Genomic DNA, 25,044 nt, shown 5'->3' on the forward strand with positions numbered 1-25,044 from the left:
CCGCAGCTCGTCTTCTGAGTATGGAGAATCTCAAAGCAAGGCAAAAGCGGAATTATCTGGCCTATCAATTCGGTTTCATGTGAGAATGAGCGCATGCAAAGCGATGGCGCTGGTGGCAGCCACCTCGAGTGGGGCATCAAGGAGTCTCTGATCACCTACGTGCGGGACATGCCAGATGGTGTGGTCAGCACGATCGATCCGGCCACTGAGACGGACACCGGCTTTCGTTTCGCAGCCAGCACGGTGCCTGCGGCTGCCGCGGAGTTGCGTTTCTCCGGCACAGTGACGCTGACCGGGCACAGCGGAATGCTCCGGATCGTCATCGCGGACCCCTGGCTGGAACCACTTTCCACGAGCCAAAGTGCCTGGCTCCTCACGATCGCAGATCCGTTTGCACCCGGGGCCCGGCTCGAGTTCGCCAGCCTGGGCCAAGTCACTCGCGATGCCACCGGGTCACTCGTGGGATCGGGGACTGAGCTCACCGCAGCGGGGAGCGAGCTCTTTCTCGCTGGCCCGTACGCCCCCGGCACACTTCTCGCTGACCCTGTCGTGCGCGAGATCCGATGAGCTCCAGCGAAGCTGCGCTGCCCGCATTCACGCTGCGACAGCTCGCCTACCTCACGGCCGCGGCAGATGAGGGCACGATCGCCGCAGCGGCCGCAGCGCTGCGAATCTCACCGTCAGCCATGTCCGACGCCATCACCGAGCTGGAGACGGTGATGGGTGAGCAGCTCTGCATTCGGCGTCGTGCACACGGGCTGACGCTGACCCCGGTGGGGGAACACCTGCTGCGCCACGCACGGCGCATTCTCGCAGAGGCTGAAGAGCTGAGCCGAATGATCGGCGGAAACGGCCGCCTCGCAGGCCCCATAGTGGTCGGCTGCTATCCGACACTCGCGCCCACCGTCTTCCCCCCGCTTCTGCAAGACTTTGCAGCGCTGCATCCGGAGATCGAACTCTCGATCAAAGAAGCCACTCAGGATCAGTTGGCGGACGATCTGACTTCTGGGCGCATCGATGTCGCCGTCGTCTACGACATGCTTCTTCCCGCGCACGCGCACCGCGCGCGCCTCTACGAGCTGCGAGCTCACGCACTGTTCGCGGCTGGGCACCCACTCGCGAGCCGAGCGGAGGTTCGATTGGAGGAACTCGGAGAACTCGACATGGTGCTCCTCGACGCGCAGCCCTCCAGTGAGCACACACTCTCGCTCTTTGCGGAACACGGTCTCGTCCCCAAGATCCGGCACCGCACTGCCAGCTACGAAGTCGTGCGGACGCTGGTCGCGCGTGGGCTCGGCTACGGCATTCTCGTCTCTCGGGTCGCGAACCCGAACAGCAATGAGGGTCTACCGCTGGTCTCCAAGTCGATAGCGCCCGCAGTCCGACCGGTTGGCGTGAGCATGATCTGGGCTCCTGACCGCCCACTCCCCGCGCGCACTCACGCGTTGATCGAGTTCGCGCAGGGAGTGAACTGGCCGGCCACAGATCTGTAACGCAACCGTCTTGACGGGCCCCAGAGCCCGTTAGCGCACTGGGGCTGGGGCCTCAGCCTCCGCCTGCACCACGTCGCGCTCGATCAGTGGCCGCCCCCACCGATCCTTGATCACCAGCAGTGCGACGATGGAGACCACTGCCATCAACGCGAGGTAGATCGAAACCGATCCGATCCAACCGGTGCTCTGCTGAAGCCAGGTGGCAATCGTGGGCGCGAAGGCACCGCCAAGGATCGCTCCAAGCGCGTACGAGAGCGAGACGCCCGAGTAGCGCAGGTGCGAGGGGAAGATCTCAGCAAAGTACGCGGCCTGAGGCCCGTATGTGAGGCCGGTGGAAAGCATCCACGCGCAGAGTGAGATCAAGACCATTGCAACGATCTGTGTGTCGACCAACATGAACAGCGGGAAGGCCCACAGGATTTGCAGCGCGTACCCGAGCAGATAGACGTTGCGCCGGCTCTTCCACCGATCTGAGAGCCAGCCGCCGAGCAGCGTCGTCATGGCCCACACGGCGGATGCCGCAGTGACGCACCACAGCACGGCCGTGCGATCCATCTCGTGCACTGTGGTGGCATATGAGAGCACGTACCCCCCAGTGGACATGTAGCCAGCGGCGTTGTTCCCAGCGAAGGTCAGTGCAGCAAGAATGACCAGCCACCAGTGCTTCCGCAACAGTTCAACGAGTGGCATCTTGGCCCGTGCTTTGTGCTCACGCAATTCGAGGAACACCGGGCTCTCCTCGACGGATCGTCGAATGAAGTACCCCACCACCAACAGCACGACACCGAGGAGGAACGGAATCCGCCAGCCCACTTCGAGGAAGCCCTCGAGACCAAATGCTGCAGTGGTGATGGCGAGCACCCCGGAAGCGAGCAGCATGCCGATCGGAACCCCGAGCTGAGGTGCGGAACCGTAGAGTCCACGCTTACCCTCGGGGGCGTGCTCGACTGCCATGAGTGCCGCCCCGCCCCACTCCCCGCCCGCTGAGAAGCCCTGCAGGATCCGGAGCAGCACGAGCAGGATGGGCGCGAGGAGGCCCGCTTGCTCATACGTCGGGAGCAGCCCGATAAGAGTGGTGGCCGCCCCCATCAGCACCAGCGTGGCCACGAGCATCGCCCGCCGTCCGACGCGATCACCGAGGTGTCCTGCCACAATCGCGCCGAGCGGCCGAAACAGGAAGCTGATCCCGACCGTGGCGAACGAGACGAGCAGCGCAGCCTGTGCTCCCAGCGGTTCAAAGAACAGCTGGGCGAACACGAGCGCTGCCGTGTTCGCGTAGATGAAAAAGTCATACCATTCAATCGTGGTGCCGATCATCGTGGCGACTGCGACTCGACGCCCTTCATTCCGTGGGCGCACCTTCACCGGTGAAGACATGTACACGACTCCTTTGTCTGATGTGTCTGCTGAGTTCACCGCGGCTGAGCTACGGGACTGGACACAGCATGCTGCGCGCGACTTCAACGCGTCAAACGGATTTATCTGCATAAGAAGTTCGGTTTGATCGTCGTTAGCTCGGGCTTCTCCTCCCTTCCACGACTGTTCTCGCTCGCGCCAGGAACGACCGACTCGCCCGGCCGGCCGCCATCGATTTCCGTTTCACCCCCGGAGTCACGTATGCTTTTCCGCGGTGACGTGTCCGAGCGGCCGAAGGTGCGACTCTCGAAAAGTCGTGTAGGGTAACCCCCTACCGTGGGTTCAAATCCCACCGTCACCGCCAGTAGAAACCCCCGCAGATCCCTTTCCAGCATTGGGATCGCGAGGGTTTCTCTTTTTGCTCAGACGAGGCGCTTGCCCACTTTTGCCCAAAGGTGAGAAACCCCGAAGTTCCGCAGCCGATTCTTGGCCGCGGAACTTTCTGTGATTCCGGGGGCGAGATACGCGAGACGCTTCAGTGACCCCGCTTCGCATCGAGGAACGGATCGACCTCCTCATCGAGTTTCTGAGCGACAGAATCGAGATCATCGGCGAACTGGTCCGCGTAGGTATTTATTGTCATCGCTGCCGCCATGGGCCGGACTATGTGCTGCACGGTGGTCGAGGGGATGTAGCCTCAGGCGTCGTTCACGCCGACGCTGTAGCCGTCACTGAACGCGATGATCGGCGGTCTCAGGCCGAAGTCGTTGTACACGGTCGCGGCTCGCTCAGGTGGTGGCAAGTCGTTCATTGGCTTACAGCTCGTTCAGCATGTCGCGGAGCTTGGCGGACGGGTCGGGTACCTCTCTCTTGAGATGACCGAGAGGGAACTGCTCAAGCGTCTGATCTCGATGATGCAGGGAGTCCACCAGGGTGCCCTGCAGAACCATAAGCTCACCGCGAGCGGGTGGGCAACTGTCAAAGCCGCCGAGGCCACGATTCAGGCGCTCCCGCTCGAGGCGTACGATCGGCCCGGCGCACGCTTCGAGGACATCACCGGCTTTGCAAACGCTCTGCACCGGAAAGGGGATCTGCGGCTGATCGCGATCGGTTACCTCGGCCTCGTGAAGTCTCCTCCGGGTTCGGCGTCTCGTCAGCAGGACCTTGAGGACTGAGCGAACGCCAGTAAGCAGCTCGCGAAGCATCTCGACTGCTCGGTGCTGATCCTCGAGCTGCTCAACCGCAACGTGACGAACCGCCCAAACCCGCGCCCGATCATCTCTAATTTGCGCGGATCCGCCTGACTTGAACACGCATCTGATGCGGTCGCGCTCATGCACCGCGGCGAGGAACAGACCGGCGGAAAGCTCGTCAAGACCTCCGACGTGGAGTTCATCACCGCGAAGAACCGACAAGGGGAATCCGGAACCAGGACGCTCCGCTTCGAGGGGCAGTTCGCACGCATCGTCCAGAAGGAACACGAAACCACCGGCTCTGCTTGAGCCGGGAGAGGTATAGATCATGGCCGGAGAACCACTCATCACCGTTGCTGGAAATCTCGTCGCGGACCGGGAGCCGCGGGTATCGCAGGGAGGTAAGCCCTGGGTGACGTTCCGTATCGCGAGCACGCCGCGCGTTCGCGATCGCCAATCGGGCGACTGGTCGGACGGCGAAGCGTTGTGGCTCGGTTGCCGCGCGTACGGAGAGTACGCCGACAACATTGCCGCTTCGCTTACGAAGGGCGCACGTGTCATCGTGCAGGGTCGTCTCACGCAGCACATCTACACCGACAACCATGGACAGCAGCGCACCTCCCTCGACCTTGAGGTGGAAGAAATCGGGCCGTCGCTCCGCTACGCCACGACGTCAATCACGCGGGCCGGATCCGGTGGGCCTGCCGGTGGCGGCTTCGCGAGCCAGGGTTACGGGCAGCAGCCGGCGTACGGGCAGACCGACGGCGGCGGGTACGGCGCTGCACAGGGACAATCAGCGTGGGGAAGACCGGCCGCAGAACAGCAAGCAGAAGCCGCGGCGACCACCGACGGTTTCGACGATGAGCAGCCGTTCTAATGGCGATCAGCGAGAAGATCACCATCGAGATCGCCTCGGTCGTGGTCTCCGACGAATACCGGGTTGAGCTCCGTCAGGAAAAGAAGCTCACCGCGTACTCGTCCCAACAGGCCCGCGATCTCGCTCTCGAACTCATCGAGGCCGCCGAGCGCGCCGACGCGGCGATCGCGGAGGACATGGAAGTGCGCAGCATCCGGCAGTTGCGCGAGCAGCTCATGACACCTCGTGGCGAGGTTGTGCTGTGAAGACGGCAGACCGAAAGTGCATGGCAGGGGACCGTCCCCGCCGGGCGTACTGCGGGCGCACCGGAACCCCGGTTGTGCCCGCGCCACAGGCGACATGCAAGGACTGCCTCGCCGCGTTCCGTGCCGACATCAGACAGGAGAAGAACGAATGAGCGAAACAACGGCCCTCGACGTCTTCGCCGGCGTCGGTTGGGGTGTCGCGTGCGGGTGGCTCGGGGTCCGTGAGTACGGGGTTGAGATCGCGCCCTCAGCGATTCGGCTCCGCACCGCGAGCGGAATGCACACGATCTACCGGGATGTGTGGTCGGGTCTGTGTTTCCCGTGGATAGTGCCCGCGCACCGGCTATACATCGCTTCGCCTCCGTGCCAGACGTTTTCGATCGCGGGTGGCGGTGAGGGTCGGAAGGCGCTCGGCGACGTGCTCGATGCGATCGACGCGGGCCTATACAGGGACGTCGACAAGCTGATCGCGTTGGGCGAGCGTCTGGATCCGCGCACGGCGCTGGTGCTTGTCCCGCTCGCTCACATCTGGCAGCACCGCCCCGAGCTGGTCGCCCTCGAGCAGGTGCCCGAGGCGCTTCCCGTGTGGCACGCATACGCGAACGTGATGCGTGGCCTCGGGTATTCAGTGCATGTCGAGGTCATGAGGGCGGAGCAGTTTGGTGTTCCGCAGACCAGGAAGCGCGCGATCCTCATCGCGCGGCTCGACGGCAAGGTCGTACCGCCGACCCCGACACACTCCCGTTACTACTCGACGGATCCGGGCCGACTGGATCCGGGCGTCGAGAAGTGGGTGAGCATGGCCGAGGCGCTGGGCGGAACGCCGGGCAGCCTCATGAGCACCTACAGCACGAACGGAGACTATGAGAATCGAGGCGTTCGCGACGGGGATCACCCTTCATCCACGATCACGAGCAAGGCAGACCGCTCGCAGTGGGTAGTGCGCAAGGCGATGGGCGCAGGCATGGTCGAGCGGCACGGTGATCGCCCGGGTCGCACGCTCGATCAACCGGCTTTCACCATTCGCGGAAATGCCGGCGGGATGGAACCTGGCGGGTTCGTCTTCCGTGAGGAACTGCGCGATTGGGAATGGCTCGACGCCCCGGCGACGACCATTGCCGCGGATCCGCGCATCACAGCTCGCGAGCACCACGAGCACAGCGAGCAGTCGGGCACGTCGCTGCGGTTGACCTACCTCGAGGCGGCTGCGCTGCAGAGCTTCCCGCCTGACATGGTGTGGCCGGGCAACCAGGGTGAGCGTTTCCTCGCGATCGGCAACGCGGTGCCGCCGCTAATGGCCGCTGCGATCCTCGGTGCGCTGCTCGCTCCGCCAGCTGAGCGTGACGCGTGGGACAACGTGTTCGCGGAGGTCGCCGGATGAGCACGACAACCGCAGGTAAATCTATGCAGATTTCCCCGAATCCGGAGCAGCTTCACAATTTTTCCAGCACGACCAGCCCCGCACCACGGGAAGTAAGGAGAGAACGAATGAGGTATGTCGGTGGCAAAGGGAGGATCGCGAAGGTTGTGGCTGAGACGATCCGGGCTCGCACACTTGCAGAAACAATCTACGAACCATTCTTGGGAGGGGGAGCCATGACTGCCGCCCTCGCACCGCATTTCGACGAGGTTCTGGCAGGTGACGGGCATGAGGACATCGCGCTGATGTGGCAAGCAGTACTCTCCGGCTGGGTTCCTCCTGCGGTCACCTACGAGCGCTACCAGGAGCTCAGGTACGCGACCGAGCCGAGCGCGGAACGAGGGTTTGCCGGGGCAGGTGGAAGCTTCGGAGGGCGCTGGTTCGAAGGTTTCGCTCGTGGAGGGTTCAATGCGAATGGTGAGCCACGAAATCATCAGGCCGAATCAGTGCGAGCGGTTCTCAGGGACCGCGACAACATGATGCGTGGTCGTGTTCATGTGTTCCATAAGGACTATCGAGCCTGGCCCCTGGACTGTGGGGAACCGTCAGCGATCTACTGTGACCCGCCCTACGCTGCATCTGCAAGGGCGAAGCGCTATGCGGTTGGCTTCGACTCTGCAGAGTTTTGGGAGTGGGCAGAAACTCAATCCGAATCGCATGACGTTTTCGTTTCGGAGTACGAAGCTCCGCCCAGGTGGGGCGCAGTTTGGGAGGGCACCAAGAGGCAGTCCCTGGTCATTGGGTCTGGGACCCGAGAGATGCGCACCGAGCGGCTATTCATTTTTCAGGGAAAGGACGCTCGCTGATGACCAACCCAAAACCCGAACAGATCGAAGCCGCACGCGAGATTCTGGGGGTCGCATGGCTCGAGGAGGGCGGCGGCGCTCAGCCACCTAGCGCGGAGACAGTTCGCTCTGCTCTCCTGGCTGCTGCTGGTGTCACACCACAGGAACCTACGAGCGAGCGGTGCGGCGACTGCGGCGACAAGCTCGACTACGTCGCCGGACTCGACGGTGAAGGCGGCTACCCGCATTGCTGGCGGTGCTGGTACAAGAACCATCCGGATGAGCACCAGGTCCATCAAGCGAAGCTGTCCCACATTACGCGTGTGACCCTGGTCGGGCGGACCGGTGGACGGTCCTCTGAGCACTGGGATTACACCGGCGTCGAGCTATCCGTGCAGGACGACGGGCGCACACTGAAAGTCTTCCCACTGGGAGGTGTTGGGCGATGAGCGCGGCCCTAGACAGGAATCGTTGCTACATAAGCAACCAGAGTGCCAGCAGCACCTCCAAGAAGAACAATTCGATCACCCTTTTCAAGGGCAATGTCGACCGGAGCAAGCCAAGAGATGTATGCCACAAGAGTCTTCCGATTGATCGTCCAGACCACCGAAAAAACCAGCACGGCTGGCCCCCAGAGGCCTGGGTAGGGAAGCACCAGCGCTCCTCCTACCGCAATGACGGAGACGGTCCAAGCGAACACGATCAGCGGCCTTCCCGCTCGATACAGAAGAGGTTCCTTCAAAGGCGGAACAACAGCGAAGGCTGCCTTGTTGAGCCACAAGGTCATTCGCCGCAAGAGCCAACTTGCGACAACGATCACGAGAACCGTTGTTACCGCAAGCTCACCACCGTTCACGCATCGAAGCCTATCCGAGTCGAGAATGCAAGTGGCTAGCCAGCAGTCTGAGCGCATCTGGTCTAAGTGGTTCGCCTGGCACCTTCGCCAGGCCCCGTTCCAGATCCTCCACATGCGCGAGCTCGCAGAGAACACACTCGCCGCGCAGGACACCACCGCGGTACGCGTGAGCGGCAGCAGCGAGCAGGCCCGCCTCCCTTATCGGGTAGATCCGGCAGACGACGCCGCCCTGCTCTACGCCACCCTCGTGCTCTTCGGTCGCGAGGTCGCAGAGAAGATCGGCGGCGCTTCCCCGCGCGCACTCCGTGAGGGAATGTGGCGAGGCCGCGACGAACCCCAGGGCATCCCCCTGTGCCGCCCCGACGAGGCATTCGCCATGACCACAGAGATCGTCACCTGGCTACTCGCCTGCACACACCAGATCGCACACGACAGCACCCTGCACGACGCACCAGACCAGCTCGCCGACGTGGTGCGCAAGATGCGCGGTCGCTACCCCCGCGCAGAACCCGCGTTCAAGGCGTACCGGCCCCGACCATGCCCCACCTGCGGCGAGCGCACCATCCGCCCACTATGGGGGCCTGACGGTCTCACTGGCGCAAGATGTGACAGCTGCGAACAAACCTGGGAGAAACGCACCACATGATCACCAACCGCCCCTGGTACACCTACCGCGAAGCCTCCGCGCGCGTAGGCCGTGCCGTCATCACCATAAAGCGGTGGAGACGGCACGGGATGCCCATGACTTGGGACGACCAGCGGCGCCGAATTGTCGACCACGAAACCCTGCTCACATGGCTACGCAAGACCATCGAGCGAGACGACAGAAACCGCGGAATCATGCGAGACACGCCGTTAAGCGCCGAGGACTTGCTCGACCTACGGTGAACCCCCCTAATGTAATCAATGAGTAAGTGGGCCGGAACGCGAAAGCGCCGGCCCTTTCTCATTCCTTCCGAACGTCGCAGTGCGCGCGAGCAACGGCGCCCCCCCAGCTCGCGCGCACCGTCGGCTAACTTAGACACCATGACCTACGCACCGCCGCCGCTGCCTGAATCGCAGGCAAACAATGAACACGCGACCAACGCCCTGAACTCTCTCTCCGGTTTGCAGCCAAAGAAGTCAAAGAAACCACTCATCATCGGCATCGCTGCAGGGGCGGTACTCCTCGCAACCGCCGCGATCACGATCCCGCTCGTCCTCGCAAACAACGCGCGCAGCACCCAGTTCAAAGACGCCGCAGACGAATGCTTGATCGGCCGCGACGCATATACCGTCATGGATGACGGAAACTCGATCGAGTTTTCCGGCGCCACACTCTCCTACGGAGCATCAGGCGAAGAAGTCTTCTGTTTCCTCAAAGAACTCGAGGCCCCCGAGTCACTCGAAACCAAGATCGGCCAAACCCGCTCACTCGACGGAACCAGAGAAGCAACATGGGGAGACTTCGCCGCCCAGTGGACCTACCACCCTGACAGCGGACTCAACCTCCTCATCGAACGAAACGCCTAACGTCACAAGCCAAAGGCCCGCGCTTCATAGTAGGAACGCGGGCCTTACCCATCCCCGAACCCCCTCGAGGAGCAACCAATGACCAACGCCGCGAGACGTCCCGATCCTAAACGCGCTCAACTGCGGAAGCTGCACTCGCAGGAGCTGAGTGTGCGGGCGATCGCGGAGAGGCTTGGTGTGTCCAGGTCGACGGTGTCGCGGTGGGCAAAGGAGGATGGGCTTGCGTTTGATCGTGCTCGTACGGCTCAGGCTGTGGCTGCGCATTCGATTGATCTTGCAGCGGGGCGTCAGCGTCTTGCGGAGAAGATGCTGCAGCGGGCGGAGGAAGCGCTCGACGATCTGGACAAGCCGTATCTTGTGTACAACTTCGGCGGCAAGGACAACACCTACGAGGAGCACGAGCTCAAGCGCGCTCCGATCGAGGTACGGCGCAACGCTCTCACTATGGCTGGGATCACGTTTGACAAGCTGACCCGCATCGTGGAGAAGGATCCCGACGTCAGCGGCGCTCAGTCGGTGGTGCAGTCGCTCGAGGCGGGGATCCTCGCGGCTGCGGCGGTGCTGCGTACCCCCGAGACGGAGACCGACACCAGCGCAGAGTGACGATGAGGAGGGCAGCAATTGGATGCCCTCGCCGGTCTCACGTCGATCATGTCGCGCGCGCAGCTGCTCAGCGTCGCTGACTGCACCACCGCGAAGATCGCATCCTGGTCCGGCGCTGTCCGCTCAGGCAAGACATTCATCAGTTTGTTCGCGTTCCTGTTCGCAGTGCTGCGCGCACCAAAGACTGGCGTGATCATCATCGTTGGTCGAACCCTGGACACGATCAACGGCAACTTGTTCAGCTTGCTCACGAACCCGGAGATCTTCGGCGCCCTGACGAAGTACATCAAGTACACGCCAGGAGCGAAGACAGCGACCATCCTCGGCCGCACCGTGCACCTCTACGGCGCCAACGACGCATCCAGTGAGACGAAGATCCGCGGCCTCACCGTCAGCCTCGCCTACGTCGACGAAGCAACGATCATTCCGGAAGCGTTCTGGGACATGCTCGTCACCCGCCTGTCAGTAGACGGCGCACGCCTGCTCGCGACCACGAACCCGGGCAGCAAGAACCACTGGCTGCGGAAGAACTGGATCCTCAAGGCCCGCGAGAAGAACCTCGTCCACTTCGCATTCAACATGGACGACAACCCGAGTCTCTCGGCACAGTTCAAGACAGAGATGAAAGCCAGCTATGCGGGCGTCTTCTACCTCCGCTTCATCGAGGGACAGTGGACCAACGCCGCCGGGGCGGTCTACTCCATGTGGAACGAGGACCGACACCTCATCGACCACGCCGATCTGCCACCGATCGCGCGCACCCTCGCCGTCGGCATGGACTACGGAACCACCAACACCACCGCCGCCCTGCTGCTCGGCCTCACCGACGAACCACAGCCGCGCCTCGTCTTCATCGACGAATGGCACTACTCAGCCGCCGAGCACCACGGCGAAACGATCCCCGACGTCGAACTCAGTCGGCTGTTCCGGGACTGGCTCAAGGGCAAGCACGGCCCCGAAGGTGTCTACATTCCGCAACCCGAGTACGTGTTCCTCGACCCATCCGCCGCGTCCATGCGCGCGCAGCTCCACTCCGACAACCTCACACCATGGGCGGCCGACAACGCCGTGCTCGACGGCATCGCCGACATCGCGAACCTGCTCTCGCAGGACAAGCTCATCGTGTCGTCACGGTGCAAGACGTTCCTCGCTGAGGTCACCGAGTACGAGTGGGACGAGAAAGCCTCAGACGAGGGCCGAGACGAAGTCGTCAAACGAGACGACCACGCCATGGACGCCGCGAGATACGCGATCCGGTCCACGGTCGGACAGTGGCAACACGAGGTCTACTCGCTCGCAGCCTAGCGATAGATTGCAAGGAACTTCAGGACGAGCGCAGGCCCACTGACCCAGTTGTCTTCTTGTCCCTCGCTCGGCTCCTGCTGCATCTTGCGCCTCTGCTCGCGAGTCAGCACCGCCATACCGGGAAGCGCCATCAAGGACTTGTGGCTTCCCGCGGGAACAACTTCTAGTATCTTCCCAACAAAGATGAGGGGTCCATCAAGGTCCTCAATGTCTACCTCTCCGCTTAGCGGTCCGGCCACAGACCACGCACTTTCATTAAAGGCCCCAATAACACTGATCTGGCCCCCCATCGAATCGGCGAGTTTCGTGACGCCTTCGACGCGTTCCATGTCGAGTTGAGACACGGGCGTGTCATTCCCCATGAGCGGGGCGAGCCCGGCCATCAGTGTTGAGAGTTGAGCGAGGCTCTGGAGCTGTTCTTTGCTGCCTACGACACGACTAAAAGGGGGAACAGCGAAGTCGACTTCTCCATGAATAGTAAAACCACGCCCCACTCCAGCGAGATCCGTTTCAGGATCATTTACATCGACCCATGAGAGTTCATCAGGGCGCTCTGAACCGGCAGCAAGCAGCCGGTCGAACGCTGCAAGCGGGTCATCCGTGAACTCAACTTCACGATCCTCACCGGACTCTCGAGATCCCTCAGCCCCCGCAGCTTTCGTACCAAATGTCACGCCGCCCCGACGACGTCGCGACTTCTTCTCTGTCAGACGGGTTCGCTGGCCACCATCAAGCTGGGCAGCGAACTTAAGTACCAGTCCTTCGTCGAAATAAACAAAGTCTTTAAGCATCCGAGACCCTTTCCCAACGTTCGTAGATGTTCTGACCTTACCGGGAGGTAACCAAATGCCGATGCCTGCCGCGAACACCCCATGGCCCCCGAAGGCCTGGGCGCCCGCGTACGCACAGTATGCCGAGAACGATGCCTGGCTCACCGGCGACACGAAGACCCTCGCCACGCTCTACTCAGGGCAGGGCGGCGCGACGCACACCCGTGCAGGACAGGCGCACCGCGGCGGCCTCGTTGGCACCATGGCGCGCGCGTTCTGGGGCCGCCCAGTCGCTGCCGGTGAGTCACGAACCCGACTGCACGTCCCCGCACCCGCGGACCTTGCGACGCTCGCCTCCGACCTGCAGTACAGCGACCCGCCCGTCACCAACTTCCTCGGCGACGCAAAGGCCGAGCCCGTGGCGAAGGCGCGCCTCGACCTGCTCATGAACAGCGACGAAGCCCACGCGACGTTTAACGCGCAGGGTGAAATCAAAAGCGCGCTCGGCGCGACGATCATCCTCCCCCGCTGGGACACCAGCATCGAGGACCACGTCTGGCTCGACCACGCCGCAGCAGACACCGCAATCCCCGTGTTCCGGCATGGCCGACTCGTCGAGGTCACGCTCTGGTCCGAGTACCTCGACGGGCACGTCTACTGGCGACACCTCGAACACCACGCCCCCGGCTACGTCGAGCACGCCCTATTCCGTGGCACGCAGTCCAGCCTCAGCGCTCGCGTCCCACTACAGGACCGCCCAGAGACTGAGAACTACGCGGCTCTCGTCGACGGTGACTCTCGCATCCCGACGTTCATCGACCGGCTCACCGCGGGCTACCTGCCGAACGCCCCCGCGCTCTCGTGGCGCAAACAGGGCGCGCTCAAGGATGCGGGCCGCTCAGACTTCAACCAGTGCATCCCACTCTTCGACGCACTCGACGAGGCGTTCTCGTCGTGGATGCGCGACCTCAAGCTCGGCGCCGGACGCATGTTCGTCCCCGACGCATACCTCAAGTCGAACGGGCCGGGTGCGGGCGCGTCTTTCGACCTGTTCCAAGAAATGTTCGTTGGCCTGCAGGTGCCCGGAAAGGCCGGCGAAGGGATGGAACTCACCCCATCGCAGTTCGCAATCCGTGTCGAGGAGCACGAGCGCACCATGCGCGGCATCGTGCGCGAGATCCTCCGCAAAGCCGGTTACTCGCCCTCGTCATGGGGAGACCCTGACCAGGCCGGCGGGCAGGCAACCGCGACGGAGATCCAGTCACGCACCGAGCAGACCGAACGGACGCGGTCCCGGAAGAACCTCTACGACCGGCGCGTGCTGTCCCGCATGGGCTCGGTCGCACTCGAACTTGACGGGCTCCTGTTCTCGGGCAAGGGCGGCGGGCAGTACGACCTCAACGTCGTGTTCCCCGACCTGAGCCGCACGGACCCGAAGACCGAGGCCGAGACAATCGGGCTGCTCAACGTCGCCGGGGCGATCAGCACCGAGACCGCGGTGCGGCGTGCGAACCCCGACTGGGACGACACCACTGTCACCGAAGAGGTCAAGCGCATCCAGAACAAGCGCGACGCCGAGCAACCACCAGATCCGTTCACCATCGACCGGGTCAACGAACCAGAGAAATAACCGTGCAGACCGAAGACATCAACAACCGCTTCGACTTCCACCCCGCAACCACAGTAGAGAAGCGCGGAGAGCATGGCAGCGTGCGCAACGCCTGCGCAACGCTCGCCCACTTCATCAACGAGCACGTGCCCGAGGGCTATGAGAAGTCGCTCGCGATAACGAATCTGGAACAGGCGATGTTCTGGGCGAACGCCGCTATTGCGAGAGATCGCGAGTAAGTCAAGCAGTTAAGCAACACGGGTCTGGCTTCCGCCCCGACAAGATCCTCCCTTCAACCCCAACTTGGAGGATCAAATGGCAACCAATCAAACCTGGCCAGGCGACTCACCAGCCACATGGATCGACGACATCGGGCACGCAATCGCGGAACGCTACCGCCGCATCGAGGACGTCCTCCGCGCCCAGTTAGAAGCGCTTGCCGACCAGCACGTCGCCACCCCGGCAGACCTCGCGACACGGCATCGCATCATCCGGGAACTGCGCGAGCAGGCCGAGCAGCTGGTCCGGACGGTCGACCCGGACGAGCTCGCACGCTGGACGGCTGAGCAGGCCGCGACTGGCGCATCTGCCGGAATCGCGCGCACACTGCTTGACTTTCCCGCTTACACCAGTGCAGGTGTAACCGCACTCACCGCAGGCGGCGCGTACGCCGTGGCAGCGGCGGAGCTCGATCTGCGCGACTCGCTACGCGCACTGAACGAGCGCATCCTCCGCGCCCCCGTAGACGCATACCAGGCGATGACGTCGAAGCACGTTGGCGATCTCCTCGCAGGGGTGACGACGTCGCGGGCGCTGCACCGGCGCATGCTCGACGAGTACATTGCCGACAGTGTCACCGGCTTCATCGACAAGAGCGGGCGCCGGTGGACGATCGGCGCATACTCCGAAATGGCCACCCGCAGCGCGTCAGCGCGCGCATGGCGAGACCAAAGCGTCGCAAGCATGGCCCAGGCCGGGATCACGACATTCACCCCTGTGATTGGATCCTCTGCGTGTAGCGCATGCGGCGCATGGCAGGGGAAGATCCTCAGGCCCGGGGAGCGACTTTTCTGTCCAAGTGCTCCCCGGCAATAGGACCACTCGTTTCCTGATGGCTGGCGAAAGTGATTTCGTAACCCAGGGGCACGCCTACTTTCGAGGGCCAGTAGGCACCACCTCCGGAAAGCAGAACGCGGCATTCTCGGTTTCTGGGTACAAGAGCGTGTCACTCAGCGGGAAGACCACCACCAGCGACCTCCAGACTGGAAAGCTCTATGTAACTGGTGAGGTTGATTTTCGGTTTGCGACTTTTGTCGGTGATTACAGGGGCGCGCTCAGTGGGAGCCGGGAACCAGGGTTTACCGTCATTACCGCTGTAGCGGTTCAAACACAGGGCATTGTGTCCATCACGCTGAACGTGACTGGGACGATCCCACAAGGCGCTGGTGTCGATGTGTGGTCTGGTGTGGGTGGAGCGCTCTGCCCGCCGCAAAACAGGCAGGCCGCAGCCTGGCTCGATGGTGGCTACGCCGGCGTCGCCTGGATTCGACCGAACGGGACGATCGCTGTAGCGAACCGCTCGGGCGCTAGCCGCAGTTCGGCCCAATTCACCATCACCTACGCGCTCTAGCCAGCCTTCCCCTTCTCATCCCACGCAAGCCCCGCCGAGTAGCGGGGCTTTATTCATTCCAGGAGGACCTATGGCGAAAGACATAGAAGCATATATCGCTGGCGTACGCGGTCAGTTCATCGACGTGGACGGCGTATTCGGAGCACAGTGCTGGGACCAGTTCAGTCACTACGCAATGTGGTTGGGCGTCCCAGCATGGCCGACCTACACCAGCGCAGGCGGGTCCTTTCCGCACGGTGGATACCCCTGCAACGTGCACCACAACGCAGCGTCGGCGGGACTGGGCGAATGGTTCGAGATTCTGCCCGCTAGCGCGGCGCCCCGCAAAGGCGACGTTGCGTTCTGGGACTACGGATCCGCCTGGTATCCGTGGTCACACGTCGCGACCGTGCTCGAGGTGTTGCCCGGCGGGCGAATGCTGCGCTGCCTCACTCAAAACCCGGGCGCCGTGCAGATCGCAGACCTGATTACCAACGGCATCGTCGGCTATTTGCGGCCGCGAGTCGCGATCGCTGGCACCCCCAATGCAGAGAAAACCCCAACGCTCACCGCGAGTGAGAAGACCGAGGAGACTGAAATGGCAAATCACTACATCGCGAAGTCCGATGCCGGCAGGCAGGCAGATCAATGCGATCTTCAACACGACGTCGGGATTCTTCCACGAGTTCGAGTCCAAGGACGGTGTGTACAACACGAACGTCGCACGAACCTTCGGCGTGAAAGACCCGACGTCGCTCGTTTCGGTGTCGCACTACGACGCTGTCAAGCGCGATGCGGCGGCGCTGCGATCGGGGAAGGCGTGAGTGCAATAGCTGCGACCCTCGCCGTCGCGGGCTTCGCGCTGCTCTTGCTAAGTGCGGTGCTCGCGATCGGTTGGTCGATCAATCGGCGGCGCGAATGAGTCCGACGGTACTTGTCGCGCTGATCGGTGGACTTGCGATCGTCTGCACCGCGCTTGGCGGTGTCGTTGGAGCGGGGCTCACCTCGCGTGCGCAGAAGCGCGTTGCTGAGGCCTCCGAGCACACCGCCGAGGTCACGGCTGCCGCCACTGTGAAAGCCACAGAGCGCACCGCCCAGGACCGCCTCATCGATCAGCTGCAGGAAGAGCTCGGCCGCTATCGGGACGACAACGACAAGCGTGTCGACCGGCTCGAGCAGCGCGTCGAAGACCTCACCGCGGAGAACCGCGGCTACCGAGCTTTCATCGGCGTGCAGCGTGACCACATGGCCGAGCATGGCATCCCGCTCCCGCCGTATCCGTCGGACCTCCCTCGCTGAAAGGACACACCTTGGAGATTCAGATTCCCGCGATCCCGGTCGGAGTGCTCACGCTGCTGAGCTTCTTCGCGCCGTATGCGATCGCACTTATCAACCATCCCGGTTGGAAGGCCGGCTCAAAGCGCCTCGTCGCAATCGCGGTGAGCTTCATGCTCACGGTCGCGGTGCTCGCGCTGTACTACCTCCAAACCGGTGACACAATCCCGCAATGGCCTGTGCTGCTACTTCTCGCCCTCGTCGTGTCACAGGCGGCATACACGCTGCTCTGGCCGTCAGCGAAGAACGTTGAAGGACGCCACGGCACTACCTAGTCCAGAAACAAAAATGCCCCCTCGAATCAGCATTACGCTGAGCGAGGGGGCTATTTCTGTTGGTAACTACGTGGTTTGTGCGTCCCGTATCGGGGCGAAGCCATGTCTCGTGAGCCTTTCGTTGACGTGGAATAGTCCACGGCGATCACAGAACTCGATCGGCATCCCGCAGCCGCAGCAGAAAGCGTTGTACGGATACTTCGTTACATCAGTTGCATAAATCAAGGATCCTCCCTGTTTGAATTTGACACTCCTCGCCGACGGAAGAGATTCCCCTAGTTTCTCAAAGCGGACGCACAAATGCAGGCTTGTTCGCCCGAAGCTGACCGGAGCCCATGTTTTACATTTTTGCCCGTGCTGTCACAGATGAATACTCCGCTGAGATAGGTTCACAATCGAACAAATGTTCGAATGATGGACTGGTGTAGAAACGCTTGCCGAGGACGAAAGGGCTGTCGTGTGGACCGAGCGCGATCGCCCCGTCCGACTGTTCTTCAGGGAGGCCAGGTGGAGCGTTGAGGGCGAGCCCGTGGCGATCACGGAGATCCCCAATCACCAGTACCACCCGCTCATCACCCACCCAACTCCAGCTTTCATGGGGTGGCGTTGCGTGATGGGATCCGAAGACCTCACCACGAAGCTCGTGCTGGCCGTGCGCCGCGAGGGCACCCTGTGGAGGGCCGAGGAGGTTCCCGGTGAGCAGTAAGCCGCCCCCCGAAAGGCATGCGGGACATCGAGGGCTTGGCGCAACGTTGGGAACGCGCCCCCGCAACCCATCACCCTGCCGCACAGCCCCGTGACTCGCACGGGTCCACGGTGCACAGGCAACCGGGTGAAGGTGCGAGCTGCGATCCCTGTCAACTACTCGTTCAACGATGTCCTCATAGCCGAGTGCAAGGTGATCGAGTGGACGAAAGTTGCGGTGAAGATCCGCGTCGTCATTCCACCCTCAACGGCGCCACGCGAGATTTGGATATGGGCGTCCGCCGTCAAGCGGATGGGGTAAATCTTCATAGGGGCTGGGTTGCTCGAAAGTGGGTTCTCAGTAGAGTCGAACCATGAATGTTTGGATACCCTGGGACGCTGACGAATCCGAGATCCAGCAGCGAATGACGATTCGCGAGCAGATTCCCAAGGAGCTTTACGCCCCAATTCAAGCCTGGGCCATCAAACACGTTGGCCGCGACGCCTATGGCTGGACCTCGGGAGATCGTATACACATGCTCTGCTCGGCAGTTCAGTTTCCATTTTTGGATGGCACAATACGCGCGGATAACCGCATGAAGGCCGACTTCTTCGTTGAGTCAGCAGCCGCCCTTGGTGACGACTGGCTTCTCCGACTCGTCGACTTCTTGCTTCACGAAAGCGAGTACTACTCGAATTCGTATCCTAACTCAGTTGAAAACCTCATCTGGCATCTGGATCACACGGGATCTGCTGTGGAGGTCGCGAGAGTCGACGGCGCTTATAGGCTCAGCAATCGTCTGGTGTCAGGCGTTGAGGAGGCTGGCCTCGTTGCAACGGAAGCCGCTCCAGGCGTTGCGGGTCGACACCTGTCGGCGGCCTGGGATGCCATTAGAGCGCTCGATCCCGACACGGGCAAGGCGATGACTGAAGCAATGAAGGCCGCTGAAGTTGCAGTAGCGAGTGTCGTCGCGCCTAAAGACGACCGGCTGCGCATGGCCAAGTATGTCAACCGACTCAAGGACAAGCAGGACTGGGACCTCGTTCTCGATCAACGCGATGATGGGCACCCCGACCATCATTCATTGGTCATTGGCGCCTTAGAAACACTTGCGCTAGCACAGCAGAATCGGCATGGTGGCGAGGATCCGACTTTTGGGCAAGCGCAGGCCCACGTAATGCTTGCATCCTTAATCGTCGGTTGGTTCTCGACCGGCTCCATCGATTTTCACGACAAGAGCCAGCCCTCTGACTCTGACTCTGCTTGAGTCACGATCTAGATATCGGAATCACTCGTTGATCCAGGACAACAGCAGGGCGCCGTCCGGGATTTGGCATGCGGCTTTCGCGGCCGTCCAGTCCGCACCTTCCCCCACCACGTCGATGATCTCGAACGTGGAGAAGTCGCGGAGGTGGGGGTGCTCGACCATGGCGGCACCGAGAGCAATACGAGCACGAGCAAACATGATGCCAGCGTATCGGGGGGAGCCCCGTGCCCACTTTTTGCCCACACTCGCACCTATTTCACCTACCTTGATACCCCCTCACGCTCCCCCAAACTTGGCTCGACGGCAAGGAAGCCCTGACTTAGATTCAGCCCTGGGGGGTTCAAATCCCACCGTCACCGCCAGCGCGAAGGCCCTGACTCCCCGACACTTCGGGAGAGTCAGGGCCTTTGTCATGTGCCGCGCGAACCGCATCGTGCACGCCGACCTGCACCGCGGTGGCCCTGAGGCGCGCGGCATCTCCGCCACTCTGCCGCGTGCATGCGCAACGCCGAGAGCATCGCTGAACGGCTGGCCGCCCAGAGGGTCCAGAACGTGGCGATCCTACTGAGAAGCTAGCGGGCGATCTTGAGCACGAGAGGGAGCCCGAGCACCAGCACGGTATCGGGCATGAGTGTGCTCGAGATCACGCCAGCCAACGCAGGCAGGCAGCCAACTCAGCCAACGCAGGCAGCCAGCACAGCCAGCGCAGCCCACTTCAGCGGCTTCCCGAGAGCGTTTCACTGTCCCCCGAGATCTCCCGTGAGACGCGGTTGAGGAAGCCCGCGACAACAAGACGCTCATCACGGCTCAGGCCCTCGGCAGCGGTCATTCGCCGCGCGTTCTGACGCCCGATTGCCCGCTGCATGCGGGCTTGAGTGGCTGGGGTCACATCGATGCTGAAGGCCCGGCGGTCGCGCGGATGCACGCCCCTGATGATGTGCCCATTGAGTTCGAGTCGATTCAAGAGTTTGGTGGTGGATGCTGCCGAGATGCGCAGGCGCGCGGCAAGGTCGCTTGGCGTCACGAGTTCCTCGCGCTGCCGGACTGCGACGACGTACTGCAACGCTCGCAGTTCCGTCGAGTTCACCCCGAGTGCAGCGCGAGAGGCGAGCGCGAGGCCCCGTTCGGCCTCACGGAGCCGCTCGAGCGCGCGCGTCACCTCGGCGATCTCATGCGCCTCAGTTGCAGGATCGCCGGGGACCTCGAGCCCCGCCTCGCCGAGTGCGGCGAACGGTGGGGTCTCGTGGTTCGCGCGCTCTTCCATTGCAGTCAATAGTAGTTGCCTCGTGGATCCCTCGAATCAGCGTTGGTTCCTTCAGGATTTATTATCCTGTGGTTTAATATAACTCGATAGCTACTAAATTGCACGGCACTGAGTCACCACAGCGCAAGGAGGCGAGATGACCACACATCCCGAATTGGTGGTGCTCATGAGCGCCGAGGGAGAAGCCGTGGGCACCGCAGAAAAATCTCGGGTCCACAGTGCCGACACCCCGCTCCACCTCGCCTTCTCCTGCTACCTCACCGACTCGGCAGGCCGCGTCCTCCTGACCCGCAGAGCCCTCAGCAAGCAGGCGTGGCCGGGCGTGTGGACCAACAGTTTTTGCGGACACCCTGCCCCAGGCGAATCGTTCGAGCGCGCACTCACGCGCCGCGCCCACCAGGAGCTGGGCGTCGAACTTGATGAGCTGAACTCGGCGCTCCCAGACTTCCGCTACCGGGCAGTCGACTCAGCTGGCACGGTCGAAAACGAGATCTGCCCGGTGTTCACCGCGCGAGTCCGCGGCGATCTCGCGCCCGAAGCCAGTGAAGTGGCGGAGTGGGCGTGGGTGGCCCCGGGCGATCTGGCTGTCGCACTTGCAGCAACTCCCTTCGTGTTCAGCCCCTGGCTTCGAGAGCAGCTCCCGCTCCTCACCGCACGCGGCGCACTCGACAGGATGGTCACGGCATGACCAGGACCGACACGCGATCGCCAGCCGCAAGAGACACCACGACCCGGGAGATCTGTGCACAGATCGACCGACTGGTGGACGCCCGATCAGCCCGCGTCGCCGCGCACGGGCCGCACTTCGCTGAGCTCTGGGAACTCGCCGTTCGGCGGCTCCAGGGCGGAAAGCTCCTCCGCCCCCGCCTGGTGATGGGTGCGTTCGACTCGCTCGCGAGCGGCACCACAGCAGCGCCGCGTGCCGCCGCACTCGAAATTGCGGCGGCCCTCGAAATTCTGCACTTCTCATTCTTGCTCCACGATGACGTCATCGACGAGGATCTCGTTCGCCGCGGCGAACCCAATCTGGTCGGTTGTCTCGTCGCTGGCAAGATGCCCGGCAACACGATTGCAGCGCCCCCAGCGGACGGCTCAGGAGACACCACGAACCGCACGCTCCACTGGGCCCGCAGCAGCGGCCTCCTGGTCGGCGATCTCATGCTCACGATCGCGCACCAGATCATTGCGCGGCTTCACCTCCCTGAGCACGCTCGCACGCGGGTCCTTGATCTCCTCGAGGCCGCCGTCACCGAAACCGTGGCCGGAGAGTACTGTGACGTGGGGCTCGCGGACGGAGCGTTCGTTCCTGATCTGAGCCTCGTGCTCGACATGACGCGGATGAAGACGGCGAGCTACACCTTTGAGTTGCCACTGCGTATCGCGGCGGTCATTTCCGAAGCGCCTCCTGCCGCAGAGATCCAACTCGGAGAGGTCGGCCGCCATCTTGGCCTCGCCTTCCAGTTGCAGGACGATCTCCTGTCCGCGTTTTCACCGAGCGACTCCCACGGCAAGGACCAGTTCTCCGATTTCCGGGAGGGCAAGGAGACCGCGCTCATTGCGTACGCACGAATGACGAATGCGTGGCCGAGCGTCGAGCAGCTCCTCGGCACTGAGGGGTTCTCTGACGATTCTGGCCGCAGGATTCAGCGGCTGCTCACGGAATGCGGCGCGCGTGAGTTCATCGAAACCCTCGTGCAGGATCAGATCCGGACCGCGCTCCAGGTCCTCACACGGGACGACTGCGCGGTCCCCCAGGCGACTTCCCGGTTCATTTTGGGGCTCGTCGACTCGCTCGACGGGAGGCGCGCATGAAGCGGCGTGCGTCGGAGTGCAACGCACTCGACGATTACCGAGAAGCGTGCGAACAGGCCGCAGACCAGGTGATACGTGTGTACTCGACGTCGTTCGGCGCAGCAACGCGCCTCCTGGGAGCACGGCATCGCCGGCACGTGCGCAATATCTACGCACTGGTGCGCATCGCCGATGAGCTGGTCGATGGCGTCGCAGCTGGCAGCGGACTCTCCCTCGTCGAGCAGCAGGAACGTCTCGGAGCCCTCGAAGCCGAAACGGACGGAGCGCTGCGTTCCGGATACAGCAGCAACCCGATCGTGCACGCGTTTGCCTGCACCGCACGAGCTTCGGGCATTGACGCCACACTCACGTCTCCGTTCTTCGCGTCTATGCGCACCGACCTGATGGCGGCGCCCACACCAGCGGGCGCTGTGGTGCACGGCGTGCCACACGGCGAGGTACATCATCGCTTCGACGCCGCGGCACACAGCGCGTATGTGTATGGATCCGCGGAGGTCATCGGCCTCATGTGCCTCCGCGTATTCCTCCGCGACAGCCGCGTCACTCCCGAGGCGCTGGCGCGGCTTGAGCAGGGTGCGCGAAGCCTGGGCGCCGCGTTTCAGAATGTGAATTTCCTCCGCGATCTCGCCGAGGACACCCAGCAGCTCTCACGCAGTTATCTCAGCGCTGACGCGCAGCTCACCGAAGCCCTCAAAGCGCAGTGGATCGCAACGATCCGCGCTCAGCTCGCCGACGCACAGGAAGTCATCCCCATGCTTCCGCCGGACGCCCGCAGGGCGGTCGACTGTGCGCGGAGGCTCTTCACTCGTCTGACTGATCGGATCGAACACACCCCGGTCACCGAGTTGCTCGAGCACCGGGTGCGCGTCTCCGGCGCGGCAAAGACGCTCCTCGTGCTCCAGTCAGTGGCCGGCGCAGGAAGTCGACGTGCAGCATGACCCGCACCATTGTGATCGGCGGCGGAATCGGCGGCCTTGCAACTGCGGCGCTCCTCGCACGCGAGGGACACCAGGTGCTCCTGCTCGAGCAGAATTCCCGCGTGGGTGGGCGCGCCGGCACCGTCACCCGAGCGGGGTTCCGCTTCGATACCGGCCCATCGTGGTACCTCATGCCGAGCGTCTTTGAACACTTCTTCGCACTCCTGGGCACTTCCGCACGCGAGCAGCTCGACCTGCGGACGCTCGATCCCGGGTACCGTGTCTTCACCGAGCCCGGAGCCGACACCAGACCGAACTGTGTGGAGGTCCCCTACGGCTCAGATCGCGTTGTCACGCTCTTCGAGGAGCTCGAACCAGGAAGCTCCGCCAAGCTACGCCGGTATCTCCGTTCGGCCAAATACACCTCGGACATGGCAGAGCGCACCTTCCTCTACAACCCGTTCACGAGTTGGCGCTCGCTCCTCACTGCGCGGGTGCTCCGCGGGTTGCCGCGCCTCACCACCCTCCTCACGACCACGCTGCAGCGCTTCGTCGAGCGGCGCTTCACACACCCGGTGTTGCGACAGATACTCGAGTATCCGGCGATTTTCCTCGGCACCGATCCGCGCACAGCACCGGCGATCTACCACCTCATGAGCACGCTCGACCTCGATGAGGGGGTGCAGTACCCGATGGGGGGTTTCTGGGGCCTCGTCGAACGTTTCGAGGCACTTGCCCGCGCACAAGGCGTGGAGATCGTCACCGGGGCGGAGGTCACCAAGATCCTCACTCGGCGTGAGGAGGCGGGGCTACACGCGAGCGGCGTCCGATGGCGCGACGCATCGGGCACCGAGCGCGTCGAGCACGCAAACGTGGTCGTCTCGGCCGCCGATCTGCACCACACCGAAACGGTGCTGCTGCCTGCCGAGGCGCGCAGCTATGACGAGCACTGGTGGCAGCACCGGGAGAGCGGGCCGGGTGCGGTCCTTGTGCTGCTGGGGGTGCGCGGGGAACTGCCGCAGCTCTCTCACCATTCGCTGTTCTTCACCTCAGACTGGAACACGAACTTCGACGCTATCTTTGGCGCCGAGCCGGAGCTGCCAGATCCGGCATCTCTCTACGTGTGCAAGCCGAGCGCGACAGACCCTGCGGTGGCGCCCCCGGGTTCCGAAAACCTCTTCGTGCTCGTCCCCATCCCCGCCGACGTGTCCTACGGCTCAGGCGGGATCGACGGCGCAGGTGACCCAGCGATCGAGGCAGTGGCGGATCGTGCAATCGCACACATCGCGAGCTGGGCCCAGATCCCCGATCTCGCTGATCGGATCATCACCCGTGAAACGATCGGGCCAAACGATTTTGCACACGACTACCACTCCTGGCGGGGCGGCATGCTCGGACCCTCGCATATTCTTCGCCAGAGCGCGATGTTTCGGGCGCAGAACGCCTCACCTCGGGTCTCGGGGCTGTACTACGCCGGGGCCACGACCGCCCCGGGGGTGGGAGTGCCCATGTGTCTCATCAGCGCCGAGCTCGTGCTGAAGCGGATCCGCGGTGATCGCACTGCGGGCCCCACCGCCCCGATCGCCCCGCGAAATCAGGCGACCGCGACCGAGCCCAGCCACTCAGGCGTGACCGAGGAGGGCAGGCGTGACCCGGCACCGTGGCCCGGCATGGCGGCGCTCGCTCGCTGCCCGGCTGCGCGCGCCCCGCATCCGCGTCAAGATCCTGCTCGACTGCGATTCCGACAGCGCATGGCGAGCGCTCCACGACCCCACGGTTGCGGCCCAGCTGTACGCGCCGATCCTTCGCATGGCCCCCGTGCGCGGCGCACTCCCCGAAGCCTTCGTGTCTGGGAC

30 protein-coding genes, 1 tRNA gene and 2 pseudogenes are annotated in these 25,044 nt (G+C 63.1%); 28 read left to right on the plus strand and 5 right to left on the minus strand.

The genetic code is table 11. The features are described 5' to 3' along the window. Positions 1-93: 93 nt before the first annotated feature. Together K1X41_RS05875 and K1X41_RS05880 are read left to right on the plus strand one after the other, a co-directional pair. Positions 94-567 carry an HtaA domain-containing protein gene (locus tag K1X41_RS05875; protein WP_220175549.1) on the plus strand — a complete coding sequence of 158 codons (474 nt, stop codon included), beginning with the start codon at positions 94-96 and terminating at the stop codon, positions 565-567. Further along, positions 564-1,493, plus strand: a complete 930-nt coding sequence (locus tag K1X41_RS05880; RefSeq protein WP_220175550.1) for a LysR substrate-binding domain-containing protein — start codon at positions 564-566, stop codon at positions 1,491-1,493. The genes K1X41_RS05875 and K1X41_RS05880 overlap by 4 nt, the downstream gene beginning before the upstream one ends. Before the next feature lie 30 nt (positions 1,494-1,523). Here K1X41_RS05880 and K1X41_RS05885 read toward each other — a convergent pair whose 3' ends face one another. Continuing rightward, the gene (locus K1X41_RS05885; RefSeq protein ID WP_220175551.1) at positions 1,524-2,870 is read right to left on the minus strand and encodes an MFS transporter; all 1,347 of its coding nucleotides are present in this window, start codon (positions 2,868-2,870) and stop codon (positions 1,524-1,526) included. A 252-nt stretch (positions 2,871-3,122) separates the two neighbouring features. Here K1X41_RS05885 and K1X41_RS05890 point away from each other — a divergent pair. The 8 genes and pseudogenes from K1X41_RS05890 to K1X41_RS05930 all read left to right on the plus strand — a co-directional run bounded on the left by K1X41_RS05890 (position 3,123) and on the right by K1X41_RS05930 (position 7,818). Further along, a tRNA-Ser gene (locus K1X41_RS05890) sits at positions 3,123-3,213 on the plus strand. A gap of 403 nt (positions 3,214-3,616) precedes the next feature. Continuing rightward, positions 3,617-4,153: pseudogene (locus K1X41_RS15440) on the plus strand (DnaB-like helicase C-terminal domain-containing protein). A 30-nt stretch (positions 4,154-4,183) separates the two neighbouring features. Continuing rightward, positions 4,184-4,351, plus strand: coding sequence for a DnaB-like helicase C-terminal domain-containing protein (locus K1X41_RS15930; protein ID WP_220175553.1), 168 nt, complete (start codon positions 4,184-4,186; stop codon positions 4,349-4,351). 19 nt (positions 4,352-4,370) lie between these two features. Next, positions 4,371-4,919 (plus strand): single-stranded DNA-binding protein, encoded by a 549-nt coding sequence (ssb, locus tag K1X41_RS05910; protein ID WP_220175554.1) that lies wholly within the window; start codon positions 4,371-4,373, stop codon positions 4,917-4,919. Then, the gene (locus tag K1X41_RS05915; RefSeq protein WP_220175555.1) at positions 4,919-5,164 is read left to right on the plus strand and encodes a hypothetical protein; all 246 of its coding nucleotides are present in this window, start codon (positions 4,919-4,921) and stop codon (positions 5,162-5,164) included. Before ssb ends, K1X41_RS05915 begins: the two co-directional genes overlap by 1 nt. 148 nt (positions 5,165-5,312) lie before the next feature. Then, on the plus strand, positions 5,313-6,545 hold the full coding sequence (locus K1X41_RS05920; RefSeq protein ID WP_220175556.1) for a DNA cytosine methyltransferase: 1,233 nt from the start codon (positions 5,313-5,315) through the stop codon (positions 6,543-6,545). A 107-nt stretch (positions 6,546-6,652) separates the two neighbouring features. Then, positions 6,653-7,390: a DNA adenine methylase gene (locus K1X41_RS05925; protein ID WP_220175557.1), complete on the plus strand. Its 738-nt coding sequence runs from the start codon at positions 6,653-6,655 to the stop codon at positions 7,388-7,390. Next, positions 7,390-7,818 (plus strand): hypothetical protein, encoded by a 429-nt coding sequence (locus tag K1X41_RS05930; protein ID WP_220175558.1) that lies wholly within the window; start codon positions 7,390-7,392, stop codon positions 7,816-7,818. Before K1X41_RS05925 ends, K1X41_RS05930 begins: the two co-directional genes overlap by 1 nt. Positions 7,819-7,826: 8 nt before the next feature. Here the strand turns inward: K1X41_RS05930 and K1X41_RS05935 are convergent, their stop codons facing one another. Further along, entirely contained in the window at positions 7,827-8,225 is a 399-nt protein-coding gene (locus K1X41_RS05935) for a hypothetical protein (protein ID WP_220175559.1), read from the minus strand. A 31-nt stretch (positions 8,226-8,256) separates the two neighbouring features. On the opposite strand from K1X41_RS05935, the gene K1X41_RS05940 reads away from it, so the two are divergent. From K1X41_RS05940 to K1X41_RS05960, 5 genes are all read left to right on the plus strand, one after another. After that, the gene (locus K1X41_RS05940) at positions 8,257-8,871 is read left to right on the plus strand and encodes a hypothetical protein (protein WP_220175560.1); all 615 of its coding nucleotides are present in this window, start codon (positions 8,257-8,259) and stop codon (positions 8,869-8,871) included. A 95-nt stretch (positions 8,872-8,966) separates the two neighbouring features. Next, on the plus strand, positions 8,967-9,113 hold the full coding sequence (locus K1X41_RS05945) for a hypothetical protein (RefSeq protein WP_220175561.1): 147 nt from the start codon (positions 8,967-8,969) through the stop codon (positions 9,111-9,113). A 138-nt stretch (positions 9,114-9,251) separates the two neighbouring features. Continuing rightward, entirely contained in the window at positions 9,252-9,737 is a 486-nt protein-coding gene (locus K1X41_RS05950) for a hypothetical protein (RefSeq protein WP_220175562.1), read from the plus strand. A 78-nt stretch (positions 9,738-9,815) separates the two neighbouring features. Beyond that, positions 9,816-10,340, plus strand: a complete 525-nt coding sequence (locus K1X41_RS05955) for a helix-turn-helix domain-containing protein (protein WP_220175563.1) — start codon at positions 9,816-9,818, stop codon at positions 10,338-10,340. An 18-nt stretch (positions 10,341-10,358) separates the two neighbouring features. After that, positions 10,359-11,645, plus strand: a complete 1,287-nt coding sequence (locus K1X41_RS05960) for a PBSX family phage terminase large subunit (RefSeq protein ID WP_220175564.1) — start codon at positions 10,359-10,361, stop codon at positions 11,643-11,645. Here the strand turns inward: K1X41_RS05960 and K1X41_RS05965 are convergent. Next, positions 11,642-12,436 (minus strand): DUF6414 family protein, encoded by a 795-nt coding sequence (locus K1X41_RS05965; protein WP_220175565.1) that lies wholly within the window; start codon positions 12,434-12,436, stop codon positions 11,642-11,644. The two genes, K1X41_RS05960 and K1X41_RS05965, sit on opposite strands and share 4 nt — an antisense overlap. Positions 12,437-12,497: 61 nt before the next feature. Between K1X41_RS05965 and K1X41_RS05970 the strand changes: the two genes are divergently transcribed. From K1X41_RS05970 to K1X41_RS06010, 9 genes are all read left to right on the plus strand, one after another. Then, positions 12,498-14,045: a phage portal protein gene (locus tag K1X41_RS05970; RefSeq protein WP_220175566.1), complete on the plus strand. Its 1,548-nt coding sequence runs from the start codon at positions 12,498-12,500 to the stop codon at positions 14,043-14,045. 2 nt (positions 14,046-14,047) lie between these two features. Continuing rightward, positions 14,048-14,263, plus strand: a complete 216-nt coding sequence (locus K1X41_RS05975; RefSeq protein WP_220175567.1) for an Acb2/Tad1 domain-containing protein — start codon at positions 14,048-14,050, stop codon at positions 14,261-14,263. A 76-nt stretch (positions 14,264-14,339) separates the two neighbouring features. Then, positions 14,340-15,119, plus strand: coding sequence for a phage minor capsid protein (locus K1X41_RS05980; RefSeq protein WP_220175568.1), 780 nt, complete (start codon positions 14,340-14,342; stop codon positions 15,117-15,119). 16 nt (positions 15,120-15,135) lie between these two features. After that, positions 15,136-15,654: a hypothetical protein gene (locus K1X41_RS05985; protein WP_220175569.1), complete on the plus strand. Its 519-nt coding sequence runs from the start codon at positions 15,136-15,138 to the stop codon at positions 15,652-15,654. A gap of 70 nt (positions 15,655-15,724) precedes the next feature. After that, positions 15,725-16,555, plus strand: a complete 831-nt coding sequence (locus K1X41_RS05990; RefSeq protein ID WP_220175570.1) for a CHAP domain-containing protein — start codon at positions 15,725-15,727, stop codon at positions 16,553-16,555. Beyond that, complete coding sequence (locus K1X41_RS05995; RefSeq protein WP_220175571.1) at positions 16,552-16,932, plus strand: hypothetical protein; 381 nt, start codon at positions 16,552-16,554, stop codon at positions 16,930-16,932. Before K1X41_RS05990 ends, K1X41_RS05995 begins: the two co-directional genes overlap by 4 nt. An 11-nt stretch (positions 16,933-16,943) precedes the next feature. Then, complete coding sequence (locus K1X41_RS06000; protein WP_220175572.1) at positions 16,944-17,243, plus strand: hypothetical protein; 300 nt, start codon at positions 16,944-16,946, stop codon at positions 17,241-17,243. Between the two features lie 457 nt (positions 17,244-17,700). Next, complete coding sequence (locus K1X41_RS06005) at positions 17,701-17,949, plus strand: hypothetical protein (RefSeq protein WP_220175573.1); 249 nt, start codon at positions 17,701-17,703, stop codon at positions 17,947-17,949. A gap of 352 nt (positions 17,950-18,301) precedes the next feature. After that, the gene (locus tag K1X41_RS06010; protein WP_220175574.1) at positions 18,302-19,195 is read left to right on the plus strand and encodes a hypothetical protein; all 894 of its coding nucleotides are present in this window, start codon (positions 18,302-18,304) and stop codon (positions 19,193-19,195) included. A 21-nt stretch (positions 19,196-19,216) separates the two neighbouring features. Here K1X41_RS06010 and K1X41_RS06015 read toward each other — a convergent pair whose 3' ends face one another. Further along, a complete protein-coding gene (locus K1X41_RS06015; RefSeq protein ID WP_220175575.1) occupies positions 19,217-19,393 on the minus strand; it encodes a hypothetical protein in 177 nt (58 codons plus the stop codon). Between the two features lie 517 nt (positions 19,394-19,910). Further along, positions 19,911-20,459 carry a MarR family winged helix-turn-helix transcriptional regulator gene (locus K1X41_RS06020; protein ID WP_132206480.1) on the minus strand — a complete coding sequence of 183 codons (549 nt, stop codon included), beginning with the start codon at positions 20,457-20,459 and terminating at the stop codon, positions 19,911-19,913. A gap of 136 nt (positions 20,460-20,595) precedes the next feature. Here K1X41_RS06020 and idi point away from each other — a divergent pair, with 136 nt between their 5' ends. From idi to crtI, 4 genes and pseudogenes are all read left to right on the plus strand, one after another. Further along, positions 20,596-21,147, plus strand: a complete 552-nt coding sequence (gene idi, locus K1X41_RS06025; RefSeq protein ID WP_132206478.1) for an isopentenyl-diphosphate Delta-isomerase — start codon at positions 20,596-20,598, stop codon at positions 21,145-21,147. Further along, the gene (locus tag K1X41_RS06030) at positions 21,144-22,271 is read left to right on the plus strand and encodes a polyprenyl synthetase family protein (protein ID WP_220175576.1); all 1,128 of its coding nucleotides are present in this window, start codon (positions 21,144-21,146) and stop codon (positions 22,269-22,271) included. The genes idi and K1X41_RS06030 overlap by 4 nt, the downstream gene beginning before the upstream one ends. Beyond that, positions 22,268-23,209, plus strand: a complete 942-nt coding sequence (locus K1X41_RS06035) for a phytoene/squalene synthase family protein (RefSeq protein ID WP_220175577.1) — start codon at positions 22,268-22,270, stop codon at positions 23,207-23,209. The genes K1X41_RS06030 and K1X41_RS06035 overlap by 4 nt, the downstream gene beginning before the upstream one ends. Further along, a pseudogene (gene crtI, locus K1X41_RS06040) lies at positions 23,206-24,780 on the plus strand (phytoene desaturase family protein); the annotation flags it as partial. The gene K1X41_RS06035 and the pseudogene crtI, both read left to right, overlap by 4 nt. Positions 24,781-25,044: the final 264 nt, after the last annotated feature.

The sequence above is a fragment of the Leucobacter luti genome, assembly GCF_019464495.1.
GTDB classification, from domain to species: Bacteria; Actinomycetota; Actinomycetes; order Actinomycetales; family Microbacteriaceae; genus Leucobacter; species Leucobacter luti_A.

Coding starts and splice junctions, on each gene's coding strand:
- K1X41_RS05875 (WP_220175549.1), top strand. CDS start 94: ATGCAAAGCGATGGCGCTGGTGGCAGCCACCTCGAGTGGGGCATCAAG.
- K1X41_RS05880 (WP_220175550.1), top strand. CDS start 564: ATGAGCTCCAGCGAAGCTGCGCTGCCCGCATTCACGCTGCGACAGCTC.
- K1X41_RS05885 (WP_220175551.1), bottom strand. CDS start 2,870: ATGTCTTCACCGGTGAAGGTGCGCCCACGGAATGAAGGGCGTCGAGTC.
- K1X41_RS15930 (WP_220175553.1), top strand. CDS start 4,184: ATGCACCGCGGCGAGGAACAGACCGGCGGAAAGCTCGTCAAGACCTCC.
- ssb (WP_220175554.1), top strand. CDS start 4,371: ATGGCCGGAGAACCACTCATCACCGTTGCTGGAAATCTCGTCGCGGAC.
- K1X41_RS05915 (WP_220175555.1), top strand. CDS start 4,919: ATGGCGATCAGCGAGAAGATCACCATCGAGATCGCCTCGGTCGTGGTC.
- K1X41_RS05920 (WP_220175556.1), top strand. CDS start 5,313: ATGAGCGAAACAACGGCCCTCGACGTCTTCGCCGGCGTCGGTTGGGGT.
- K1X41_RS05925 (WP_220175557.1), top strand. CDS start 6,653: ATGAGGTATGTCGGTGGCAAAGGGAGGATCGCGAAGGTTGTGGCTGAG.
- K1X41_RS05930 (WP_220175558.1), top strand. CDS start 7,390: ATGACCAACCCAAAACCCGAACAGATCGAAGCCGCACGCGAGATTCTG.
- K1X41_RS05945 (WP_220175561.1), top strand. CDS start 8,967: ATGACTTGGGACGACCAGCGGCGCCGAATTGTCGACCACGAAACCCTG.
- K1X41_RS05950 (WP_220175562.1), top strand. CDS start 9,252: ATGACCTACGCACCGCCGCCGCTGCCTGAATCGCAGGCAAACAATGAA.
- K1X41_RS05955 (WP_220175563.1), top strand. CDS start 9,816: ATGACCAACGCCGCGAGACGTCCCGATCCTAAACGCGCTCAACTGCGG.
- K1X41_RS05965 (WP_220175565.1), bottom strand. CDS start 12,436: ATGCTTAAAGACTTTGTTTATTTCGACGAAGGACTGGTACTTAAGTTC.
- K1X41_RS05970 (WP_220175566.1), top strand. CDS start 12,498: ATGCCTGCCGCGAACACCCCATGGCCCCCGAAGGCCTGGGCGCCCGCG.
- K1X41_RS05980 (WP_220175568.1), top strand. CDS start 14,340: ATGGCAACCAATCAAACCTGGCCAGGCGACTCACCAGCCACATGGATC.
- K1X41_RS05985 (WP_220175569.1), top strand. CDS start 15,136: ATGGCTGGCGAAAGTGATTTCGTAACCCAGGGGCACGCCTACTTTCGA.
- K1X41_RS05990 (WP_220175570.1), top strand. CDS start 15,725: ATGGCGAAAGACATAGAAGCATATATCGCTGGCGTACGCGGTCAGTTC.
- K1X41_RS05995 (WP_220175571.1), top strand. CDS start 16,552: ATGAGTCCGACGGTACTTGTCGCGCTGATCGGTGGACTTGCGATCGTC.
- K1X41_RS06010 (WP_220175574.1), top strand. CDS start 18,302: ATGAATGTTTGGATACCCTGGGACGCTGACGAATCCGAGATCCAGCAG.
- K1X41_RS06015 (WP_220175575.1), bottom strand. CDS start 19,393: ATGTTTGCTCGTGCTCGTATTGCTCTCGGTGCCGCCATGGTCGAGCAC.
- K1X41_RS06020 (WP_132206480.1), bottom strand. CDS start 20,459: ATGGAAGAGCGCGCGAACCACGAGACCCCACCGTTCGCCGCACTCGGC.
- idi (WP_132206478.1), top strand. CDS start 20,596: ATGACCACACATCCCGAATTGGTGGTGCTCATGAGCGCCGAGGGAGAA.
- K1X41_RS06030 (WP_220175576.1), top strand. CDS start 21,144: ATGACCAGGACCGACACGCGATCGCCAGCCGCAAGAGACACCACGACC.
- K1X41_RS06035 (WP_220175577.1), top strand. CDS start 22,268: ATGAAGCGGCGTGCGTCGGAGTGCAACGCACTCGACGATTACCGAGAA.